At 58.8% G+C, this 24814-nt stretch carries 6 protein-coding genes; 1 reads left to right on the top strand and 5 read right to left on the bottom strand.

The window, feature by feature from the left end; genetic code table 11:
- Nucleotides 1–43: 43 nt before the first annotated feature.
- From GH769_RS25480 to GH769_RS25460, 5 genes are all read right to left on the bottom strand, one after another.
- Entirely contained in the window at nt 44–964 is a 921-nt protein-coding gene (locus tag GH769_RS25480; protein WP_003187445.1) for a LysR family transcriptional regulator, read from the bottom strand.
- Nucleotides 965–1024: 60 nt separating this feature from the next.
- Nucleotides 1025–1897: a TauD/TfdA family dioxygenase gene (locus GH769_RS25475; RefSeq protein ID WP_102666627.1), complete on the bottom strand. Its 873-nt coding sequence runs from the start codon at nt 1895–1897 to the stop codon at nt 1025–1027.
- 215 nt (nt 1898–2112) lie between these two features.
- On the bottom strand, nt 2113–3477 hold the full coding sequence (locus tag GH769_RS25470; RefSeq protein ID WP_014716369.1) for an HlyD family type I secretion periplasmic adaptor subunit: 1365 nt from the start codon (nt 3475–3477) through the stop codon (nt 2113–2115).
- Entirely contained in the window at nt 3467–5623 is a 2157-nt protein-coding gene (locus GH769_RS25465) for a type I secretion system permease/ATPase (protein WP_019819525.1), read from the bottom strand. Before GH769_RS25465 ends, GH769_RS25470 begins: the two co-directional genes overlap by 11 nt.
- Before the next feature lie 40 nt (nt 5624–5663).
- Nucleotides 5664–7019, bottom strand: a complete 1356-nt coding sequence (locus GH769_RS25460; protein ID WP_032902111.1) for a TolC family outer membrane protein — start codon at nt 7017–7019, stop codon at nt 5664–5666.
- Between the two features lie 336 nt (nt 7020–7355).
- Between GH769_RS25460 and GH769_RS25455 the strand changes: the two genes are divergently transcribed.
- A complete protein-coding gene (locus tag GH769_RS25455) occupies nt 7356–24743 on the top strand; it encodes a retention module-containing protein (protein WP_153649901.1) in 17388 nt (5795 codons plus the stop codon).
- The last annotated feature ends 71 nt before the right edge of the window (nt 24744–24814 follow it).

The raw sequence follows: 24814 nt of genomic DNA, 5'->3' as shown, positions 1-24814 counted from the left end.
CGCTATCGCAGGCAAGCCAGCTCCCACATTGATTGCGTTCGCTTTATACCGGCTGGGCTTCTAGCCAGGTGGCATGACAGCTCTCGCGCATGGTTTCGCGCAGCCACTTATGGGCCGGGTCTTTGTCGAAGCGTGGGTGCCAGGATTGGGCCAGAACCAGGGTTTGCAGTGGAATCGGCAAGGCAAATGCGCGCAGTGGCAGGTTCAGACGCTTGGCGCTCAGGAGGGCTTCCTTGGGTACCGGCAACAGCAGGTCGGAATCGGGCAGCATGAACATCGCACCGTGAAAGCCTGGGGCGATCATGGCCACCCGGCGCTCCAGGCCCTGAGCATTCAACGCAGTATCGATGGGCCCACGGGCGATGCCGCGCCGGGAGATGCTGATGTGGGAGTAGCTGGCAAAGCGTGCCGCCGTGATTTCTTCGTCGAACAACGGGTGGTCTTGCCGCGCCAGACCGACAAAGGTGGTGGAGAACAGGTTCTGCACCTTCACTTCCGGGCTGGCCGGCATGGTGTTGCTCACCCGCAAGTCCAACCGCCCTTCGCGCAGGGCTTCATCGTCAGTGTCGCCTTCGGGCACAAAGCGCAGCTCACACAACGGCGCCACACGCTCCATGGTGTCGAACAGTCGCCCGCCATACACGCCGATGAAAAAGTCATTGGCACGCACGCTGAAACGACGGCGCAAGGTGCTCAAATCGACTTGGTCCGCTGAACGGAACAACAACGCAGCCTGCTCCACCACATTGCGCACCTGGCCTTGCAGCTCAAGCGCCTTGGGCGTCGGCACCAGGCCACGGCCGGCACGTACCAGGATCGGGTCACCGACCGCTTCGCGAATACGCGTGAGGGTGCGGCTCATGGCGGCCGGGCTGAGGTTCATCCGCCGCGCGGCGCCCACCACGCTGCCCTCGTCGAGCAACGCGTCGAGGGCGACCAGCAGGTTCATGTCCGGTAGTTGCATGCCAAGCACTCGTGGTTCGTTGGGAGTGAACTGGGCGCAATCCTAGCAGGCTTTATCGGGTTAGAAAGGCGCATCCCCCTGAATGGTGGTACGGAACAATTTGCGCCGCAGGTGGCTTGGGCAACCAGCGGCCAGGTGGATCAGCGAGCGGTTATCCCAGAACACCAGGTCGTGGGGCTGCCACTGATGGCGGTAGATGTTTTCCGGCAGCACGCTATGGGCGTAGAGCTGGGCCAGCAGGTCACGGCTTTCGTCATCGGGCAGGCCGACGATACGGGTGGTGAAGCCCTCGCTGACGAACAGCGCCTTACGGCCGTTTTCCGGGTGGGTGCGCACAACGGGGTGCACCACTTCGGCAACCTGGGCGAGCTGTTCGGGGGTAAGGGTTGGGCGCCAGTTGCCTTCGAATTTGGTCTCGCTGTAGCGCGCCGTGTAGGAATGCGCGGCGCTGCGGCCTTCGACCGCGTTGCGCAGGTGACCTGGCAAGTGCTCCCAGGCTTTGTGCATATCGGCGAACAGAGTGTCGCCGCCTTCAGATGGCAGTTCCTGGGCATGCAGCATCGAACCCAGGCTGGGCAGTTCTTTGTATGACAGGTCCGAATGCCAGAACTTGCCCGCATCCCCCAGGCCGATGGATTGGCCATTCTCGATGATATTGGAGACGATCAGGATCTCGGGGTGGTTGGCCAACAGGAACTGTTTGAGCACATGGATCTGCAACACGCCGAAACGGCGGCTGAAGGCGATCTGTTGTTCGGGGGTGATGCGTTGGTCGCGGAACACGATGACGTGATGGTCCAAGTGTGCGCGGTGGATGCGGGCGAAGTCCTGCTCGTTGACTGGACGGGATAAGTCCAGGCCGATGATCTCGGCGCCGACACTGCCGGGGAACGGGTGGATGTCGAAGGTTTGGAGGGCGGTGGTGGCAGACATTTGATTCATTCCCGGCGGACAGGGGAGTGAATTTATAGGCATAAGGATGGAAGCTTAAATACCGTTAACGCATATGGATATGGCGTTTGGTTTGAGTTGTAGAGTGATGCTGACGGCCTCATCGGGGGCAAGCCCCCTCCCACATTTTGATTTGTGAACCCATTCAAATGTGGGAGCTGGCTTGCCTGCGATGAGGTCGGTACAGGCGCTGAAGATCAACGCTCGTGCAACGCCTCGGCCCGCGCCTTGATGATCGGCTTGAGCAGGTAGCTGAGGATGCTTTTCTTGCCGGTGATGATATCCACCGAAGCAACCATGCCGGGGATGATCAGTAGCGGCTTCTCATCGGTGCCCAAGTGGCTGCGGTCGGTGCGCAGAGTGATCATGTAGTAGGTGGTCTTCTTGTCTTCATCAGTGATGGTGTCGGCGCCGATGCGTTCGAGCTTGGCCTTCAGGCCACCGTAGACCGTGTAGTCGTAAGCGGTGAACTTGACCACCGCTTCCTGCCCTGGGTGCAGGAAGGCGATGTCTTGCGGGCGGATCTTGGCTTCTACCAGCAGGGTGTCGTCCAGCGGCACGATTTCGACCATGTCGCTGCCCGGCTGGATCACACCGCCAACGGTGTTGACCAGCAACTGCTTGACGATCCCGCGCACGGGCGAGGTGACCAGGGTGCGGCTGACCCGGTCTTCCAGCGCGCGGCCGGTGGACTCGGCCTTGTTCAGTTCTGTACGGGCTTCGTTGAGTTGGGTCAGGGCTTCGCTGCGGAATTTGCCGCGGGTTTCATCGATCTTGCGTTGCACTTCCTTGATCGCCGATTCAGCACGCGGGATCGCCAGGGTGGTAGCGTCCAACTGTCCGCGGGTTTCCATTTCGGCGCGCTTGAGGCGCAGCACTTCTACCGGCGACACCGCGCCCTGGGCCACCAGCGGCTCGGACATGTTGATTTCCTGGCGTTGCAGGGACAACTGGCTGCGGTATTGGCCCTGCTTGGAAGTGAACTCGCGCAGTTCCTGTTGGCGCTGTACCAGTTGTTCCTGCAAACCGCCCACTTCATCCTTCAACTGTTGACGGCGGCTTTCATACAAGGAGCGCTCGTTGGCGGCCTGGCTCGGCGCGGCCTTTAACACCTCGTCAGGGATGTTCAGCGGACGGTCATCCACCTGCGCGCTCAAACGCTCGACGCGCAGTTGCATGGCCAGGCGCAGGGCTTCGGTTTCCCCGGCGTTGGAGACAAACCGCGTGTCGTCGAGACGAATCAACGGCGCGCCGGCCTCTACGATCTGGCCTTCCTTGACGTACAACTCGGCGACGATACCGCCTTCCAGGTTCTGGATTTTCTGCAACTTGGACGACGGAATCGCCTTGCCGTCGCCACGGGTCACTTCGTCTATCTGGGAGAAACCGGCCCACACCACCAGGAATACAAAGAACGCGATGATCGCCCAGATGGTCAGGCGGATGACCCGTGGCGCATCTTCGATCAGCGCCTTGTTGACCTCGGGCAGCGGCTGGCCCTGCAGCGAATCGGAGCCTTTGAAGTAGCGGCCGACCGCACTCTTGATGGAGTTAAGCAACACTGATCTGCCCCTTCTTCAACGCTTCCATGACCACGGCTTTCGGGCCGTCCGCGAGAATCTGCCCACGGTCGACCACCAGCAGGCGGTCGACCAGAGAGAGCAGTGAGGCTCGGTGCGTGACCAGCACTACGGTCTTGTTTTGCACCACGGCTTGCAGGCGTTGCTTCAAGCGTTCTTCACCGGTGTTGTCCATGGCGCTGGTGGGTTCATCCAGCAGCAGCATGGGCGGGTTGAGCAGCAGCGCACGGGCCAGGGCAACGTTCTGGCGCTGCCCACCGGACAGGTTCTGCCCACGCTCGCCGACTTGCAGTTCGTAGCCTTGGGGATGCAGGCGGGCAAATTCGTGCACGCCGGCCAGTTCGGCAGCTTGCAAAACCATTTCATCCTCGACGTAGCGCGCACCGCTGACCAGGTTGTCGCGCAGGGTGCCGGCCAGCAATTGAATATCTTGGGCGACATAGCCGATGTTGTGGCGCAGCTCGCTCACGTCGATCTGGCGCACGTCCACGCCGTCCACCAGCAAGGAGCCGGAGTCGGGTTGGTAAAGGCCGACGATCAACTTGGCCAGGGAGCTTTTGCCCGAGCCGCTGCGGCCGATGATGCCGATTTTCTCCCCTGGCTTGATCACCAGGTTGATGTTCTTCAGCGCCAGGTTCTGCTGGTTCGGGTAAGTGAAGTTCAGGCCCCGGCACTCGATGGCGCCTTGCAGGGTGCGACGGCTCATGGGGCGCTCTTCGAAGTTGCGCTCCTGGGGCAGCTCCATCATCTGGTCCACCGAGGTCATGGTGACCTTGGCTTGCTGGTAGCGCGTCAGCAGGCCCGACAGCGAGGCCAACGGGCTCAAGGCGCGGCCACTGAGCATGTAGCAGGCAATCAGGCCGCCCATGCTGAGGTTGCCGTCGATGATCTGGTACACGCCGAACACGATCATGATCACGCCGGCCAGTTGCTGGATCAGCAGGGTCATGTTCATCGACAGGCCCGACAGCAACTTCACCCGCAGCTCAAGCCGGCTAAGGGTGCCGATGGTCTGCTCCCAGCCATACTGGCGCTCGCTTTCGGCATTGTTGACCTTGACCGCATCGAGCCCGGCGAGGGTTTCGATCAGGCTCGACTGGCGCTCGGCGGCCAGCGCCATCGTGCGTTCCATGGTCGCGACCAGGGGCTTCTGCAAGGCGTAGCCGATGCCCAGGGCGAGCGGGAACGCCAACACTGGAATCCACACCAGGTGCCCGCCGAGAATGGCGATGACCAGGAAGATCAGCAGCGTAAACGGCAGGTCGATCAGGCTGGTGAGGGTCAGCGACGCGAGGAAGTCGCGCAGGCTTTGAAACTCGTGGATGTTCTGCGCGAAGCTGCCGACCCGCGCCGGGCGGTATTTCATGGACATGCCGACGATGCGCTCGAACAGCGTGGCCGAGATGATCAGGTCGGTTTTTTTACCGGCCAGGTCCAGGCACAGGCTGCGCAGGCTCTTGAGGATCAGGTCGAACAGGTAGGCACCACAGATACCCACGGCCAGCACCCACAGGGTGGCGGTGGCCTGGTTCGGCACGACGCGGTCGTACACGTTCATCACGAACAGCGGCGCGGCCATGGCGATGATGTTGATCAGGAAGCTGGCGGCGATGGCGTCGGTGTAGAGCCAGCGTGAACGCATGAGGGTGTCACGGAACCACGAGCGTGCCCGCGGAATCAGGCTGCCGTGGTTGACGTCGAACTTGTGCTGCGGCTGTGCAAAGAAGACTTTGCCGATGTAGTCGTCGGCCAGTGCTTCGCGCTTGATCAGCACTTCACCGCCGTCGCTTTCGCTGAGCAGGATCCGCGCTTGATCTTCGCCCTCCCAGCCCACCAGCACGGTACTGCGACCGTCCTTGAGCAACAGCAGCGCCGGCAGTGCAATGGTCGGGATCTGTTCCAGCTTGCGTTGCAGCAGCCGGCCTTGCAACCCGGCCCGCGCAGCGGCACGCGATAGCAACTCGGCACTCAACCGTTGCGAAGGCAGCGGCAGGCCGGTGGTGAGCATGGCCGCACTGGCCGGTTTTTGATGCAGGGCGCAGAGCGCCAACAACCCGTCGAGTAACGGGTCGTCGTGCAGTGCGCGTGGATCATGACTGAGATGAACTCGACTGACTTCAGGTTCCACGCGGGCACTCTCGACTAACAGATGGGGCTATTGGGGTGGCTCAATTCATCCCAGGCAGTTGGACTTTAGGTTTCACGTCGTTCTGCACGACGGAGGCCATTGGTGCAACCACTCCCTGGCTCTTGAGCAATTCGCCCATGGTCGCCTTGATTCGGTACTGAGTAAATAACTGAATGTTCTTGATTTCTTCCAGGCGGCGGGAAGCGGTGAACAATTCATTTTCGCTGTCGAGCAAATCCAACAGGGTACGTTGACCAAGGCTGAACTGTTGCTGGTAGGACGTACGTACGCGAGTGCTGTGATCCACGTACTGCTGGGCAACCGGCAATTGCGCGTTGGCGTTGTTCAGGGCGTTCCAAGCCAAGCCTAGCTCTTCATTGAGTTGGCGCAAGGCGTTGTTGCGAATGTCCAACGCCTGGTTGGCCTGGTAGGACTTCGATTGCAGGTCGGCCTTGTTGCTGCCACCGGCGAACAGGTTGAAGCGCATGCGCACCATGGCTTCCCAGCCATTGCTGTGGTTGGGGTCACCGGAGACGTTGTTGTCGGCGTTGGTGCCCAGCTCAGCGTCAAAGCGTGGGTAGAAGGTGGATTTGGCGGCGTCGTACTGCTTCTCGGCGGCAGAGATATCCGACTCGGCCGAACGCAGTACCGGGCTGTTGTCGAGCATCTGGCGACGGGCTTCATTCAGGTCTGCCGGCAGCATGGCCATGAACGGGGCCGGACGCTCGAGTTCGTCGGGCATCTGGCCGACGGCGCTGAGGTAGTTGACCTGCGCATCGGCCAGGTTGGTCTGCTCGGTGATCAAGTTGTTACGGGCCTGGGCCAGGCGGGCTTCAGCCTGGTCCTGGTCGGCACCGTTGCCGACGCCGCGCTCGGTGCGCAACTTGATCTGGTCGTAGATGCGCTCGTGGTTGCGCAGGTTGACTTCGGCCAAGCGTACGAACTCACGGCGGGTCAATACTTCCAGGTAAACCTGGGCAACGGTCAGCGCAGTGCGCTCGGAAGTCCCCAGCAAGGAGTAAGCGCGGGAATTAACGTTGGCTTGTTGACGCCCGACTTCGCTGGAGGTAGCAAAACCGTCAAAAATCATTTGCTGCAGGCGCAGGCTGGATTCGCCGCGATTGAGCGTGTCCCAGTGATTGCCGCCAGGGTTGTTGGCGCGGGTGGTGGCGTTGTCGGTTCCTTGGCGGCCGTATCCGGCGTTCAGATCGACACGCGGCAGGTAGCCACCTTGTGCGGCGCGCAATTGGTAATCGGCGGCGATGCGGCTGTTAACACCCGCCTGGATTTCCGGGTGTACATCCAATGCCTGTTGCATGGCTTGGGGCAGTGTCTGGGCTTGTACGAAACTGGCGGCGAGAGCGAACGGTATTGCCTTGAACAGGTGCAGACGCATTTAAAATTTCCCCAAGACTTCTTGTCTTAAATCACAGCGATTAGCACCGCTGCGTCGGATAATGGCTACCGTAATGACCGTACGTCGGAAAGTTCGAAAAGCGGAACTGCTTCACACATGTAGGACGGTTCGCCGCATAAATATCAATGTGACATTACTAGGGCGATTGTTTAGGATGACGCCCATAAGGTCAATAGTTTGGCACAAACTAGATAGCTAAAAAATCCAGCCAAATATTTGACGTCAATGCATTTATAGACTACGCCCCCAGATTGGCAGCGCTAATAGCGCGCTGCGAAATGGATTTGTCGAAACGGATCGCCGGAGAAAATTTTAATGAGCAGTGTTGTTGCCACCGTCAAAAGCATTGTTGGTCAAGTTTTCGTAATTTCTCCGGAAGGTGCCCGTCGCGTCCTTGTAGAAGGTGATCGTCTGTTTGCCGGCGACCAGATCGACACCGGTCTGTCGGGCGCCGTGAGCCTGGAACTGGCCGACGGTCGCATCCTGGACCTGGGCCGGGACACCCAGTGGAGCGCCGATATGCCGGACTCCACCGCCGACCTGGCAGCGGCCAGCGAGCAAGCCGCACCCTCGGTGGCCGAGCTGCAACAAGCCATCGCCGCCGGCGCCGACCCGACCACCGACCTGGAAGCCACTGCCGCCGGCGCAAACGCTGCCGGTAATGGTGCTGCCGGGGGCGGCCACAGCTTCGTGGTGCTGGACGCGACCGCCGGCCGTGTAGACCCGACCATCGGCTTCCCCACCGCACCCATCGGCCAAGGCACTTCGGCACTCAACGCCCTGAGCGGAGCACCAGGCTCGGCAGACTCGGGTAACCAAGTGCTGCAGCCTTCGACTTTAACCCTGAGCGCGACGCCGACCATCACCGAAGCGGGCGGCGTGCTGACCTACACCGCTACCGTGACCCGGCCATCCACCAGTGACCTGACCGTCACCTTGACCAATGGCGCGGTGATTACTATCCCGTCGGGCCAGTTGACCGGCACCGTCAATGTGCCCTTGGCCCCCAATGACAGCCCGTACATCGACCCGGGCCAGATCAGCGTCGGCGTTACCGGTACCACCGGCGGCGGCAACCTGGTATTGACCATCGACCCTAACCCGGCCGTGACGCAGATCACCGACACCATCGACACCACCACGGTCACCCTGACCGCTGGTTCGACCGTGACCGAAGGCGGCCAGATCACCTACACCGCCACCCTGACCAATCCAGCGCAGACCCCGGTGAACGTCACCTTGAGCAATGGCTCGGTGATCACCATCAAGGCTGGTGAGTCGACAGGCACTGTTGTCGTTGATACGCCGGCTAACGATGTCTACAACAACGGTTCGACGATCAGCACCACGATCACGGGCGCAACGGGCGGTAACTTCGAGAATCTGGTACCGAATACCACGCCTGCGGTCACCACCATTACCGATTCGATCGACACCACCACGGTCACTCTGACCGCAGGTTCGACCGTGACCGAAGGCGGCCAGATCACCTACACCGCCACCTTGACCAACCCGGCGCAGACCCCGGTGAACGTCACCTTGAGCAATGGCTCGGTGATCACCATCAAGGCCGGTGAGTCGACGGGTAGCGTTGTGGTTGATACGCCAGCTAACGACGTCTACAACAATGGCTCTACCGTCAGCACCACGATCACCGGTACAACGGGCGGTAACTTCGAGAATCTGGTACCGAATACCACGCCTGCGGTCACGACCATTACCGATTCGATCGATGCCACCACGGTCACCCTGACCGCAGGTTCGACCGTGACTGAAGGCGGCCAGATCACCTATACCGCCACGCTGACCAACCCGGCGCAAACGCCGGTGAACGTCACCTTGAGCAATGGCTCGGTGATCACCATCAAGGCCGGCGAATCGACAGGCAGCGTTGTCGTTGATACGCCGGCTAATGACGTCTACGTCAACGGCAGCACCGTCAGTACGACGATTACGAGTACGACTGGCGGCAATTTCGAGAGCCTGGTGCCGAGCACCACGCCAGCGATTACCACCATTACCGATTCGATCGACACCACCACTGTGACGCTGACAGCGCCAATCGAGGCGAACGAAGGTGGGCAGGTTACGTATACCGCCACGCTTTCCAACAAAGCTGGCACAGATGTCACGCTGAAGTTGGATAACGGTTCGTCGATCACCATCAAGGCTGGCGAGACCGTTGGCACCGTAACTGTCCCTGCGCCTAGCGATGATGTGTTCATCGACAAAAGCACCCAGACCGTCCAGATCACTGAGACCTCTGGCGGCAACTTCGAGAAATTGGAAGTTGCAGGCAATGGCGCAACCACCACGATCAACGACACCCTCGACAAAGTTGATGTGGTGCTGACGGCAACTCCTACCGTTGGTGAAGGCGGCAATATCGTCTACACCGCTAGCCTTGTGGATAAGAACGGCGCGCCGGTGACTAACATCACCAACCCGTTGACCGTCACCTTGGATAACGGCCAGACCATCACTATTGGCGTAAACCAGTCGAGCGGTTCTATCACCACCATCGCGCCAGACGATGTCTACAAAGGCGACCAGACCGTCACTACCGCCATCAAAGGCGTGACCGGCGGCGAGCACTTTGAAAATCTGGTGCCGGGTACTACGGCGGTGAACACCACCGTTACGGATACCCCAGGCACCGATAACACCACCACGGTTACGCTGACTGCGCCAAGTGCCGTTAACGAAGGCGGCCAGATCACCTACACCGCGACCTTGAGCAACAAGGCCGGTACTGACGTCACCTTGAAGCTGGATAACGGCTCGTCGATCACTATCAAAGCTGGCGAGACCGTCGGTACTGTGACCGTGCCCGCCCCTACTGATGACGTGTTCATCGACAAGAGCACGCAGACCGTTCAGATCACCGAGACCACTGGTGGCAACTTCGAAAAACTGGAAGTCGCAGGTAATGGCGCAACCACCACGATCAACGACACCATCGACAAGGTCGATGTAGTCCTGACCGCCACTACCACCGTCGGCGAAGGCGGCAACATCGTTTACACCGCCAGCCTTGTGGACAAGAACGGCGCAGCGGTGACTAACATCACCAATCCGTTGACCGTCACCTTGGATAATGGCCAGACCATCACCATCGGCGTAAACCAGACTAGCGGTAGCGTTTCGGTTCTTGCTCCTGATGATGTGTACAAAGGCGACCAGACCGTCACTACCGCCATCAAAGGCGTGACCGGCGGCGAGCACTTTGAAAATCTGGTTCCAGGTACTACCCCGGTTAATACCACCGTTACGGATACACCAGGCACTGACAACACCACTACGGTGACGCTGACCGCTCCGGCCGAGGCAAACGAAGGTGGGCAGATCACGTACACCGCCACGCTTTCCAACAAAGCGGGCACTGATGTAACGCTGAAGCTGGATAACGGCTCGTCGATCACCATCAAAGCCGGCGAAACCGTCGGCACCGTAACTGTGCCTGCACCTACCGATGATGTGTTCATCGATAAGAGCACCCAGACCGTCCAGATCACCGAAACCGCTGGCGGCAACTTCGAAAAACTGGAAGTTGCAGGCAGCGGCGCAACCACCACCATCAACGACACCATCGACAAAGTCGATGTGGTTCTGACCGCGACCACCACCGTTGGCGAAGGCGGCAACATCGTCTACACCGCCAGCCTTGTGGATAAGAACGGCGCACCGGTGACCAACATCACCAACCCGTTGACCGTGACTTTGGATAACGGCCAGACCATCACCATTGGCGTAAACCAATCGAGCGGCACCATCACTACCATCGCGCCGGATGATGTGTACAAAGGCGACCAGACCGTCACCACCGCCATCAAGGGTGTGACCGGCGGCGACCACTTTGAAAATCTGGTGCCGGGTACTACCGCGGTGAACACCACCGTTACGGACACACCGGGCACCGATAACACCACCACGGTTACGCTGACTGCGCCAAGTGCCGTTAACGAAGGTGGTCAGATCACCTACACCGCAACTTTGAGCAACAAGGCCGGCACCGACGTCACCTTGAAGTTGGATAACGGCTCGTCGATCACCATCAAAGCTGGCGAGACCGTCGGTACTGTGACCGTGCCCGCCCCTACTGATGACGTGTTTATCGATAAGAGCACGCAGACCGTTCAGATCACCGAGACCACTGGTGGCAACTTCGAAAAACTGGAAGTCGCAGGTAATGGCGCAACCACCACGATCAACGACACCATCGACAAGGTCGATGTAGTCCTGACCGCGACCACCACCGTTGGCGAAGGCGGCAACATCGTCTACACCGCCAGCCTTGTGGATAAAAACGGCGCGCCGGTGACTAACATCACCAATCCGCTGACCGTGACTTTGGATAACGGCCAGACCATCACCATTGGCGTAAACCAGGCTAGCGGTAGCGTTTCGGTTCTGGCTCCTGATGATGTGTATAAGGGCGACCAGACCGTCACTACTGCTATCAAAGGCGTAACCGGCGGCGAACACTTTGAAAATCTGGTCCCAGGTACCGATAACGTCACCACAACTGTGACTGATACACCGGGTACCGATAACACCACTACCGTGACGCTGACGGCTCCAACCGAGGCGAGCGAAGGTGGTCAGATTACGTACACCGCGACCTTGAGCAACAAGGCCGGTATTGACGTCACCTTGAAGCTGGATAACGGCTCGTCGATCACGATCAAGGCTGGCGACACTGTTGGCACCGTAACCGTGCCCGCCCCGACCGATGACGTGTTTATCGATAAGAGCACTCAGACCGTCAAGATCACCGAAACCACTGGCGGCAATTTCGAAAAACTCGAAGTTGCGGGCAACGGTGCGACCACCACGATCAACGACACGATCGACAAAGTTGATGTGGTCCTGACCGCCACTACCACCGTTGGCGAAGGCGGCAATATCGTTTACACCGCCAGCCTTGTGGATAAGAACGGCGTACCAGTGACTAACATCACCAATCCGCTGACCGTCACCCTCGATAACGGCAAGACCATCACCATCGGCGTAAACCAATCGAGCGGTTCCATTACCACCGTAGCGCCAGACGATGTGTACAAAGGCGACCAGACCGTCACTACCGCCATCAAAGGCGTGACCGGCGGCGAGCATTTTGAAAATCTGGTTCCAGGTACTACCCCGGTTAACACGACCGTTACCGATACACCCGGTACCGACAACACCACTACCGTGACCTTGACCGCTCCGGCCGAAGCGAATGAGGGTGGACAGATTACGTACACCGCCACGCTTTCCAATAAAGCGGGCACTGACGTCACGCTGAAGTTGGACAACGGCTCGTCGATTACCATCAAGGCTGGCGACACGGTTGGCACTGTGACCGTGCCCGCTCCTAGCGATGACGTGTTCATCGATAAGAGCACTCAGACCGTCAAGATCACCGACGCTTCCGGCGGCAACTTCGAAAAACTCGAAGTAGCAGGCAACGGCGCAACCACCACGATCAACGACACCATCGACAAGGTCGATGTGGTCCTGACGGCCACCACCACCGTTGGTGAAGGCGGCAACATCGTCTACACCGCTAGCCTTGTGGATAAAAACGGTGCGCCGGTGACTAACATCACCAACCCGTTGACCATCACCTTGGATAACGGCCAGACCATCACCATTGGCGTAAACCAGACTAGCGGTAGCGTTTCGGTTCTTGCTCCTGATGATGTCTATAAAGGCGATCAAACCGTCACCACCGCTATCAAAGGCGTAACCGGCGGCGAGCATTTCGAGAACCTGGTGCCGGGCACTACCGCGGTGAACACCATCGTTACGGACACCCCGGGTACCGACAACACCACTACTGTGACGCTGACAGCGCCAAGTGCCGTTAACGAAGGTGGGCAGATTACGTACACCGCCACGCTTTCCAACAAAGCGGGCACTGACGTAACGCTGAAACTCGACAACGGTTCAAGCATCACCATCAAGGCTGGCGACACTGTTGGCACTGTGACCGTGCCCGCCCCTACCGATGACGTGTTCATCGATAAGAGCACCCAGACAGTCAAGATTACTGAGACTTCTGGCGGCAACTTCGAAAAACTCGAAGTGGCAGGCTCCGGCGCAACGACCACGATCAACGACACCATCGACAAGGTCGATGTAGTCCTGACCGCGACCACCACCGTTGGCGAAGGCGGCAATATCGTCTACACCGCCAGCCTTGTGGACAAGAACGGCGCAGCGGTGACTAACATCACCAATCCGTTGACCGTCACCTTGGATAATGGCCAGACCATCACCATCGGCGTAAACCAGACTAGCGGTAGCGTTTCGGTTCTTGCTCCTGATGATGTCTATAAAGGCGATCAAACCGTCACCACCGCTATCAAAGGCGTAACCGGCGGCGAGCATTTCGAGAATCTGGTCCCTGGCACTACCGCGGTGAACACCACCGTTACTGATACACCAGGCACCGATAACACCACTACCGTAACGCTGACAGCTCCGACGGAAGCGAATGAGGGTGGCCAGATCACCTACACCGCGACCTTGAGCAACAAGGCCGGCACCGACGTCACGCTGAAGCTGGATAACGGCTCGTCGATCACCATCAAAGCCGGCGAAACCGTCGGCACCGTAACTGTGCCGGCACCTACCGATGACGTGTTCATCGATAAGAGCACTCAGACCGTCAAGATCACCGACGCTTCCGGCGGCAACTTCGAAAAACTCGAAGTAGCAGGCAACGGCGCAACCACCACGATCAACGACACCATCGACAAGGTCGATGTGGTCCTGACGGCCACCACCACCGTTGGTGAAGGCGGCAACATCGTCTACACCGCTAGCCTTGTGGATAAAAACGGTGCGCCGGTGACTAACATCACCAACCCGTTGACCGTCACCTTGGATAACGGCCAGACCATCACCATCGGCGTAAACCAGACTAGCGGTAGCGTTTCGGTTCTGGCTCCTGATGATGTCTATAAAGGCGATCAAACCGTCACCACCGCTATCAAGGGTGTGACCGGCGGCGAGCATTTCGAGAATCTGGTCCCTGGCACTACCGCGGTGAACACCACCGTTACTGATACACCAGGCACCGATAACACCACTACCGTAACGCTGACAGCTCCGACGGAAGCGAATGAGGGTGGCCAGATCACCTACACCGCGACCTTGAGCAACAAGGCCGGCACCGACGTCACGCTGAAGCTGGATAACGGCTCGTCGATCACCATCAAAGCCGGCGAAACCGTCGGCACCGTAACTGTGCCGGCACCTACCGATGACGTGTTCATCGATAAGAGCACTCAGACCGTCAAGATCACCGACGCTTCCGGCGGCAACTTCGAAAAACTCGAAGTAGCAGGCAACGGCGCAACCACCACGATCAACGACACCATCGACAAGGTCGATGTGGTCCTGACGGCCACCACCACCGTTGGTGAAGGCGGCAACATCGTCTACACCGCTAGCCTTGTGGATAAAAACGGTGCGCCGGTGACTAACATCACCAACCCGTTGACCGTCACCTTGGACAATGGCGAGACCATCACCATTGGTGTGAATCAGTCGAGCGGTAGCGTTTCGGTTCTTGCTCCTGATGACGTGTACAAGGGCGACCAAACTGTCACCACCGCCATCAAAGGCGTAACCGGCGGCGAGCATTTCGAGGACCTGGTGCCGGGCACTACCGCGGTGAACACCATCGTTACGGACACCCCGGGTACCGACAACACCACTACTGTGACGCTGACAGCGCCAAGTGCCGTTAACGAAGGTGGGCAGATCACGTACACCGCCACGCTTTCCAACAAAGCGGGCACTGACGTAACGCTGAAACTCGACAACGGTTCTTCGATCACCATCAAGGCTGGCGACACTGTTGGCACTGTGACCGTGCCCGCCCCGACCGATGACGTGTTTATCGATAAGAGCAGCCAGACCGTTCAGATCACCGAGACCACTGGCGGTAACTTCGAAAAACTGGAAGTTGCAGGCAATGGCGCAACGACCACGATCAACGACACCATCGACAAAGTCGATGTGGTCCTGACCGCCACTACCACCGTTGGCGAAGGCGGCAACATCGTCTACACCGCCAGCCTTGTGGATAAAAACGGCGCACCGGTGACTAACATCACCAACCCGCTGACCGTAACCTTGAACAATGGCGAGACCATCACCATTGGTGTGAATCAGTCGAGCGGTAGCGTTTCGGTTCTTGCTCCAGATGACGTGTACAAGGGCGACCAAACTGTCACCACCGCCATCAAAGGCGTAACCGGCGGCGAGCATTTCGAGAACCTGGTGCCGGGCACTACCGCGGTGAACACCATCGTTACGGACACACCGGGTACCGACAACACCACTACTGTGACGCTGACCGCTCCGGCCGAGGCAAACGAAGGTGGGCAGATCACGTACACCGCCACGCTTTCCAACAAAGCGGGCACTGACGTAACGCTGAAACTCGACAACGGTTCTTCGATCACCATCAAGGCTGGCGACACTGTTGGCACTGTGACCGTGCCCGCCCCGACCGATGACGTGTTTATCGATAAGAGCAGCCAGACCGTTCAGATCACCGAGACCACTGGCGGTAACTTCGAAAAACTGGAAGTTGCAGGCAACGGCGCCACCACCACGATCAACGACACCATCGACAAAGTCGATGTGGTCCTGACCGCCACTACCACCGTCGGCGAAGGCGGCAATATCGTCTACACCGCCAGCCTTGTGGATAAGAACGGCGCACCGGTGACCAACATCACCAATCCGCTGACCGTCACCCTCGATAACGGCAAGACCATCACCATCGGTGTGAATCAGTCGAGTGGTTCTATCACCACTATCGCGCCAGACGATGTGTACAAAGGCGACCAGACTGTCACCACCGCCATCAAAGGCGTCACTGGCGGCGAGCACTTCGAAAACCTGGTCCCTGGCACTACCGCGGTGAACACCACCGTTACGGACACACCAGGTACCGACAACACCACCACTGTGACGCTGACAGCGCCTAACGCTGTTAACGAAGGTGGACAGATTACGTACACCGCCACGCTCTCCAACAAAGCTGGCACTGATGTAACGCTGAAGTTGGATAACGGTTCGTCGATCACCATCAAGGCTGGCGACACTGTTGGCACTGTGACCGTGCCTGCGCCTACCGATGACGTGTTCATCGATAAGAGCACTCAGACCGTCAAGATCACTGACGCTTCCGGCGGCAACTTCGAAAAATTAGAAGTTGCAGGCAACGGCGCAATCACCACGATCAACGACACCATCGACAAGGTTGATGTGGTTCTGACCGCGACCACCACCGTTGGCGAAGGCGGCAACATCGTCTACACCGCCAGCCTTGTGGATAAGAACGGCGCACCGGTGACCAACATCACCAACCCGTTGACCGTGACTTTGGATAACGGCCAGACCATCACCATTGGCGTAAACCAATCGAGCGGCACCATCACTACCATCGCGCCGGATGATGTGTACAAAGGCGACCAGACCGTCACCACCGCCATCAAGGGTGTGACCGGCGGCGACCACTTTGAAAATCTGGTGCCGGGTACTACCGCGGTGAACACCACCGTTACGGACACACCGGGCACCGATAACACCACCACGGTTACGCTGACTGCGCCAAGTGCCGTTAACGAAGGTGGTCAGATCACCTACACCGCAACTTTGAGCAACAAGGCCGGCACCGACGTCACCTTGAAGTTGGATAACGGCTCGTCGATCACCATCAAAGCTGGCGAGACCGTCGGTACTGTGACCGTGCCCGCCCCTACTGATGACGTGTTTATCGATAAGAGCACGCAGACCGTTCAGATCACCGAGACCACTGGCGGCAACTTCGAAAAACTGGAAGTTGCAGGCAGCGGCGCAACGACCACGATCAACGACACCATCGACAAGGTCGATGTAGTCCTGACCGCGACCACCACCGTTGGCGAAGGCGGCAACATCGTTTACACCGCCAGCCTTGTGGATAAGAACGGCGCACCGGTGACCAACATCACCAACCCGTTGACCGTGACTTTGGATAACGGCCAGACCATCACCATTGGCGTAAACCAATCGAGCGGTAGCGTTTCGGTTCTTGCTCCTGATGATGTTTACAAGGGCGATCAGACCGTCACTACTGCTATCAAAGGCGTAACCGGCGGCGAGCACTTTGAAAATCTGGTGCCGGGTACTACGGCGGTGAACACCACCGTTACGGATACCCCAGGCACCGATAACACAACCACGGTTACGCTGACTGCGCCAAGTGCCGTTAACGAAGGCGGCCAGATCACCTACACCGCGACCTTGAGCAACAAAGCCGGTACCGACGTAACGCTGAAACTCGACAACGGTTCAAGCATCACCATCAAGGCTGGCGACACGGTTGGCACCGTAACCGTGCCTGCCCCTACCGATGACGTGTTTATCGATAAGAGCACTCAGACCGTCAAGATCACCGAAACCACTGGCGGCAATTTCGAAAAACTCGAAGTTGCGGGCAACGGTGCGACCACCACGATCAACGACACCATCGACAAAGTTGATGTGGTTCTGACCGCCACCACCACCGTTGGTGAAGGCGGCAACATCGTCTACACCGCCAGCCTTGTGGATAAAAACGGTGCGCCGGTGACTAACATCACCAACCCGCTGACCGTAACCTTGGATAACGGCAAAACCATCACCATTGGTGTGAATCAGTCGAGCGGTAGCGTTTCGGTTATTGCTCCTGATGATGTGTACAAAGGCGATCAGACTGTCACCACCGCGATCAAGGGTGTGACGGGCGGCGAGCATTTTGAAAACCTGATACCGGGCACTGCGGCGGTAAACACCACCGTCACAGATACCCCCGGCACTGATAACACCACGACGGTCACGCTAACCGCGCCTAGCGCAGTGAACGAAGGTGGTCAAATTACGTACACCGCCACACTTTCCAACAAAGCGGGCACTGACGTTACGTTGAAGTTGGACAACGGTTCTTCGATCACTATCAAAGCTGGCGAGACCGTCGGTACTGTGACCGTGCCCGCCCCTACTGATGACGTGTTCATCGACAAGAGCACTCAGACCGTCAAGATCACCGACGCTTCCGGCGGCAACTTCGAAAAACTCGAAGTTGCAGGCAATGGCGCAACGACCACGATCAACGACACTATCGACAAAGTTGATGTGGTCCTGACCGCCACTACCACCGTCGGCGAAGGCGGCAACATCGTTTACACCGCCAGCCTTGTGGATAAAAACGGTGCGCCGGTGACTAACATCACCAACCCGTTGACCGTGACCCTGGATAACGGCAAAACCATCACCATCGGTGTAAATCAATCGAGCGGTAGCGTTTCGGTTCTTGCTCCAGATGACGTGTACAAGGGCGACCAAACTGTCACCACCGCTATCAAAGGCGTAACCGGTGGCGAGCACTTTGAAAATCTAGTGCCGGGTACTACGGCGGTGAATACCACCGTCACGGACACACCAGGTACCGACAACACCACCACTGTGACGCTGACAGCGCCTAACGCTGTTAACGAAGGTGGACAGATTACGTACACCGCCACGCTCTCCAACAAAGCTGGCACTGATGTAACGCTGAAGTTGGATAACGGTTCGTCGATCACCATCAAGGCTGGCGACACTGTTGGCACTGTGACCGTGCCTGCGCCTACCGATGACGTGTTCATCGATAAGAGCACTCAGACCGTCAAGATCACTGACGCTTCCGGCGGCAACTTCGAAAAATTAGAAGTTGCAGGCAACGGCGCAACCACCACGATCAACGACACCATCGACAAGGTTGATGTGGTTCTGACCGCCACCAACACCGTTGGCGAAGGCGGCAACATCGTCTACACCGCCAGCCTTGTGGATAAAAACGGCGCAGCGGTGACCAACATCACCAATCCGCTGACCGTCACCTTGGACAATGGCAAAACCATCACCATCGGTGTGAATCAGTCGAGCGGTTCCATCACCACCGTAGCGCCAAACGACGTCTACAAAGGCGACCAAACCGTCACCACCGCCATCAAAGGCGTGACCGGCGGCGAGCATTTCGAGAATCTGGTCCCTGGCACTACCGCGGTGAACACCACCGTTACGGACACACCGGGTACCGATAACACCACCACCGTGACGCTGACTGCGCCAAGTGCCGTTAACGAAGGTGGTCAGATCACCTACACCGCAACTTTGAGCAACAAGGCCGGCACCGACGTCACCTTGAAGTTGGATAACGGCTCGTCGATCACCATCAAAGCTGGCGAGACCGTCGGTACTGTGACCGTGCCCGCCCCTACCGATGATGTGTTTATCGATAAGAGCACTCAGACCGTCAAGATCACCGAAACCACTGGTGGCAACTTCGAAAAACTCGAAGTTGCAGGCAATGGCGCCACCACCACGATCAACGACACCATCGACAAAGTTGATGTTGTCCTGACCGCCACCACCACCGTCGGCGAAGGCGGCAACATCGTCTACACCGCCAGCCTTGTGGATAAAAACGGCGCGCCGGTGACCAACATCACCAATCCGCTGACCGTCACCTTGGACAATGGCAAAACCATCACCATCGGTGTGAATCAGTCGAGCGGTTCCATCACCGCCGTAGCGCCAAACGACGTCTACAAAGGCGACCAAACCGTCACCACCGCCATCAAAGGCGTGACCGGCGGCGAGCATTTCGAGAATCTGGTCCCTGGCACTACCGCGGTGAACACCACCGTTACGGACACACCGGGTACCGATAACACCACCACCGTGACGCTGACTGCGCCAAGTACCGTTAACGAAGGCGGCCAGATCACGTACACCGCGACCTTGAGCAACAAGGCCGGCACCGACGTCACGCTGAAACTCGACAACGGCTCAAGCATCACCATTAAGGCCGGCGAAACTGTTGGCACCGTCACTGTCCCTGCGCCTACCGATGACGTGTTTATCGATAAGAGCACCCAGACCGTCAAGATCGCCGAGACCACCGGCGGCAACTTCGAAAAACTCGAAGTTGCCGGCAATGGCGCCACCACCACGATCAACGACACCATCGACAAAGTCGATGTGGTCCTGACCGCCACCACCACCGTCGGCGAAGGCGGCAACATCGTCTACACCGCCAGCCTTGTGGATAAAAACGGCGCAGCGGTGACAAACATCACCAATCCGCTGACCGTCACCTTGGACAATGGCAAGACCATCACCATCGGTGTGAATCAGTCGAGCGGTTCCATCACCACCGTAGCGCCAAACGACGTCTACAAAGGCGACCAAACCGTCACCACCGCCATCAAAGGCGTGACTGGCGGCGAGCACTTCGAGAACCTGGTGCCGGGCACGACGGCGGTGAACACCACCGTCACCGACACACCGGGCACCACCGACCTGACCACCGTCACCCTGACCGCCCCAACCGCGGTCAACGAAGGCGGCCAGATCACCTACACCGCCACCTTGAGCAACAAGGCCGGCAGTGACATGGTGGTGCAGCTCGACAACGGTTCGAGCATCACCATCAAGCAAGGTGAGACCGTGGGCACGGTGACCGTCCCGGCGCCTACCGATGACGTGTTCATCGACAAGAGCACCCAGACCGTCAAGATCACCGGCACCACCGGCGGCAATTTCGAGGGGGTGACCATCACTCCTGCAGGCGCCACGACCACCGTCAACGACACCATCGATGACGTGACAGTGGTGCTCAAGGCCACTGGCTCGGTCAGCGAGGGCGGGCAGATCGTCTACACCGCGTCCCTGGTCGACAAAAACGGCGCGGCCGTGAACAACGTGGGCTCCGACCTGGTGGTAAGGCTGGATAACGGCTCGACCATCACCATTGGCAGCGGCAAGTCCACCAGCTTCACGACGGCTACCGCACCGAACGATGCCTATGTCGGCGCCAATGATGTCAGCGCCAAGATCACCGGCGTGGTCAGCGGTGGCGACAAGTACGAGCATCTGATTGTTGATGGCAGCCCCGCAGTCACCAAGGTCACGGATGTAGTGACTGATACCAAAATCAGCATTACGGGCGACGGTTCGGTCACTGAAGGTGGCACCGCCCACTACACCCTGACCTTGACCAACCCGCCGCAAACGGATGTGACCGTGACGCTCAAATACAGCGGCACCGCCACTGACGGTTCGGACTTCACTGGCGTGTATACCGTGAAGATCCCGGCAGGCTCCAGCAGTGTGCCGTTTGATATCCGCACGCTCGACGACAAGATTACCGAGCCTACGGAACAGATCGTCATCACCATCGACAAGGTCACCGGAGGCAACTTCGAGAACCTGGTGATCGACAAAGGCACTGTCACCACCAACATCCTCGACAACGATGCTCCGCCGGTGATCGACCTGGATGCCAACAACTCCAGCGGCGCCACGGGTGCCGATTACAAGACGACGTTTACCGAGGGTACCGCCGGGCCGGGCGTGTCGATCGCCGACACGGACATCAAGATCACTGACCCAGACAGCACACTGCTGACGGGCGCGACGGTCACGCTGACCAACGCACAGGCTGGTGATGCCCTCAATCTGGGCAATAGCGTGAATGGCATCAGCGTCAGCACCAACAACCAGACGGGCACTATTACCCTGACGTTGTCCGGCAGTGCGACGCTGGCTGACTACATGCAGCGTATCCAGAACATCACGTTCACCAACAACAGCCACGACCCGAGCACCACGCCCCGCACCATCACCGTGACGGTGACCGATGGCGGCAACTACTCCAACGTGGCCACCACCACCGTCAACGTGGTAGCGGTCAACGATGCACCAGTGGCCACTGGCGGTGCCGTGACCGGTACGGAAGACACCGCGCTGGCCCTGACCTGGGCCAACTTCGGCGTGAGCGATGTGGACTCGCCACAAGCCAGCCTCGGGGTGAAAATCACCGAGCTGCCGGTAGCCGGCAAGCTGCAATACCTGGCGGCGGATGGCACCACCTGGACCAACGTGAGCAGCGGCCAGACCTTTACCAAGGCTCAGATCGATGGCGGCCAACTGCGCTTTACGCCGAATGCCAACGAGTCCGGCGCCGACGGTTACGGCGGCACTGGCGTGGGTAACAAGCAGGCGGATTACGCGCAGTTCAAGTTCCAGCCAACCGATGGCAAGGACCTGGGCACCAGCGCCACGGTGAAAGTGGATATCACCCCAGTGGCCGACGCACCGACCCTCAGCGTGGCGGACAACAACGTTGCCTCGACCGGGCTGGTCAAACAGGGCTGGAACAACATCGCCGGCCTTGGAAACAACGGCAATGGCGCTGCGCCAGACGTACTGAAAAAAGCCATCGACAACGCGGGCACCCCCAACAACACCTCCGTGGTGACCAACGTCGAGTCCGTCGACAACGTCACCGCCGGTTCTGGTTCCAAGATCTCCGGTCTGATCTACATGGAAGCGGGCAAGAGCTACACCTTCAGCGGTATCGCCGATGACAGCGTGGTGGTCAACGTTGGCGGTAAAGATGTTGCCAGCGGTTTGTGGGGCACCAACAGCGGCAAGTTCAGCGGCTCGTTCACGCCAACCACCACCGGTTACTACAGCCTTGAGATCTACCAGGCCAACCAGGCGGGCCCAGGCAGCTTCGACGTTAACCTGTCGATCAACGGCGGGGCGGTGCAGAACCTGAGCACCAGCACCGTGCCGTTGTACACCGGCCTTACCGACCTGACCAACGCCGGCGTCACCGTATCCGACCTGCATGGCAGCAACGGCGACGGTTACTACGTGGGCTACAAGCTCAACGAAGGCCAGGAGAACGGGACGGTCAAACTGTCCAAGGTCACCACCGCGCTGACCGACACCGACGGCTCCGAAACCCTGAGCGTGAAGATCAGCGGCATTCCGGCAGGCTCGGTGCTTACCGACGCATCGGGGCACACCTTTACTGCGGGTAAAACCGTGGGCGAAGTGAATGTCACCGGCTGGGACCTGAACACGCTGAGCATCAAGCCGCCGACCTACTACAGCGGCCAGTTCAACCTGACAGTCACCTCGACTTCCACCGAGAGCATCGGCGGTTCAGCGACCACCACCGCGCAATTGCCAGTCACGGTGCATCCGGCGACCTACAATTCGGTCACCGGCACCTCGGGCAGCGACACCATCAATGGCAGCGATGGCAACGACATCGTCGTGGCCGACATCGCCGGCCTGAACGTGGTGCAGGGCAAGAACTACAACATCGCGTTCATGATCGATACATCGGGCAGTATGGGTGCGGACTCGATAGCAGCGGCAAAAACCTCGCTGACTACCACGTTCAACTCGCTGAAAAACAGTATCGGCGCCAGCACCTCCGGCACTGTGAATATCTTCCTGGCGGATTTCAGCGACCAGGTCAATCGCACGGTGACAGTCAACCTGAAAGACCCAGGTGCATTGGACTCGCTGCAGAAAGTCCTGGACTCCATGGTGTCTACCGGCGGGACCAACTACGAAGACGTGTTCAAGGCCGCGTCCAACTTCTTCAAAAGTGCCCAGGCGACTGGCAACACTGGCGCTATTAATACAACGTACTTCATCACCGATGGTCAGCCGACGTTTTACCAAGCGTCCGAGCAGACCAACCCGTACTTGTACGGCAACGTCAGGCTCGATGATGTCGTCACCATGAACAACTACACCATAGGTACCGCCACCCGGATCAACATCGATTCGAATAACTACCTTGATATCAACTCTGCCGGCAAGGTGACCCTCTGGTCTTACGGCTGGGGATACAACAAGGGAATCATCCACGCCCAAGGGGATGGCACCTATGAAATATCGGTGCAAGGCGGCCTCGGATACGATACCGACTACTCCACCACCCTCAACTCCAACAGCGCGTTCGCACTGCTTAAAGGTCTGTCCACAGGTGGCGTAGAAGCCATCGGCCTCAATAGTGGGGTCAGCTTGAATCAGCTGGCACCGTACGACAGCGATGGCAAGCCACAGGCCAACATCGATCCGAAGGACCTCGCCAACGCTATCCTCGGCCACACCGAGGCGACGTTGCCGGGCGCGGACACCGTCAGCGGTGGCGACGGCAACGACATCCTGTTCGGCGACCTGGTGAGTTTCAGCGGGATCAACGGCGAGGGTTACAACGCGCTGCAGGCCTTTGTCGCACAGAAGACCGGCGTGGCTGTCTCGGCAGTGACTGCCTCTAACGTTCACCAGTACGTCACCGAGCACTATGTGGACTTCGACGTCTCCGGCGCCAAGGATGCCAACGACACGCTGTTGGGCGGCGCTGGCGACGACATCTTGTTCGGCCAAGGCGGCAACGACACACTCGATGGCGGCAAAGGCAATGACATCCTGCTGGGTGGCACCGGCAACGACACGCTGATCGGCGGCCAGGGCAACGACATCCTGATCGGTGGCTCGGGTGCCGACACCTTTGTGTGGAAGTCTGGCGACATCGGCAACGATGTGATCAAGGACTTCAAGGCCTCGGAAGGCGACCGCATTGATCTGCGTGATTTGTTGAAAGGTGAAACCGACAGTACCATCGACAACTACCTCAAGATCACCACGGTAGACGGCGTGTCGACCCTGCAAGTGAGCAGTGAAGGCAAGCTCAACGCCGCTGGTGGCCTGGCCAATGCCGATGTGACGATCAAGCTGGAAGGCAACGACTGGTCCCACACCAGCATTAACTCGCTGATCAGTGGTGCCGACCCGACCATCAAGATCGACCACACTTAAGACACGATTAATCGGCCGCCCTTTCAGGCGGCCGTTTTTTTTGACCTGCGGGTGGCTGGCCCTGGCGGACG

This window comes from Pseudomonas sp. CFSAN084952 (genome assembly GCF_009648855.1).
Lineage (GTDB): Bacteria > Pseudomonadota > Gammaproteobacteria > Pseudomonadales > Pseudomonadaceae > Aquipseudomonas > Aquipseudomonas paracarnis.
Note: the sequence above shows the minus strand (reverse complement) of the source record. Positions and strands in the feature narration are given on the sequence as shown.

Bases quoted from the DNA above. Each gene is read 5' to 3' on its own strand.
- GH769_RS25460 (WP_032902111.1), bottom strand. From the start codon at position 7,019: ATGCGTCTGCACCTGTTCAAGGCAATACCGTTCGCTCTCGCCGCCAGT.
- GH769_RS25480 (WP_003187445.1), bottom strand. From the start codon at position 964: ATGCAACTACCGGACATGAACCTGCTGGTCGCCCTCGACGCGTTGCTC.
- GH769_RS25475 (WP_102666627.1), bottom strand. From the start codon at position 1,897: ATGTCTGCCACCACCGCCCTCCAAACCTTCGACATCCACCCGTTCCCC.
- GH769_RS25455 (WP_153649901.1), top strand. From the start codon at position 7,356: ATGAGCAGTGTTGTTGCCACCGTCAAAAGCATTGTTGGTCAAGTTTTC.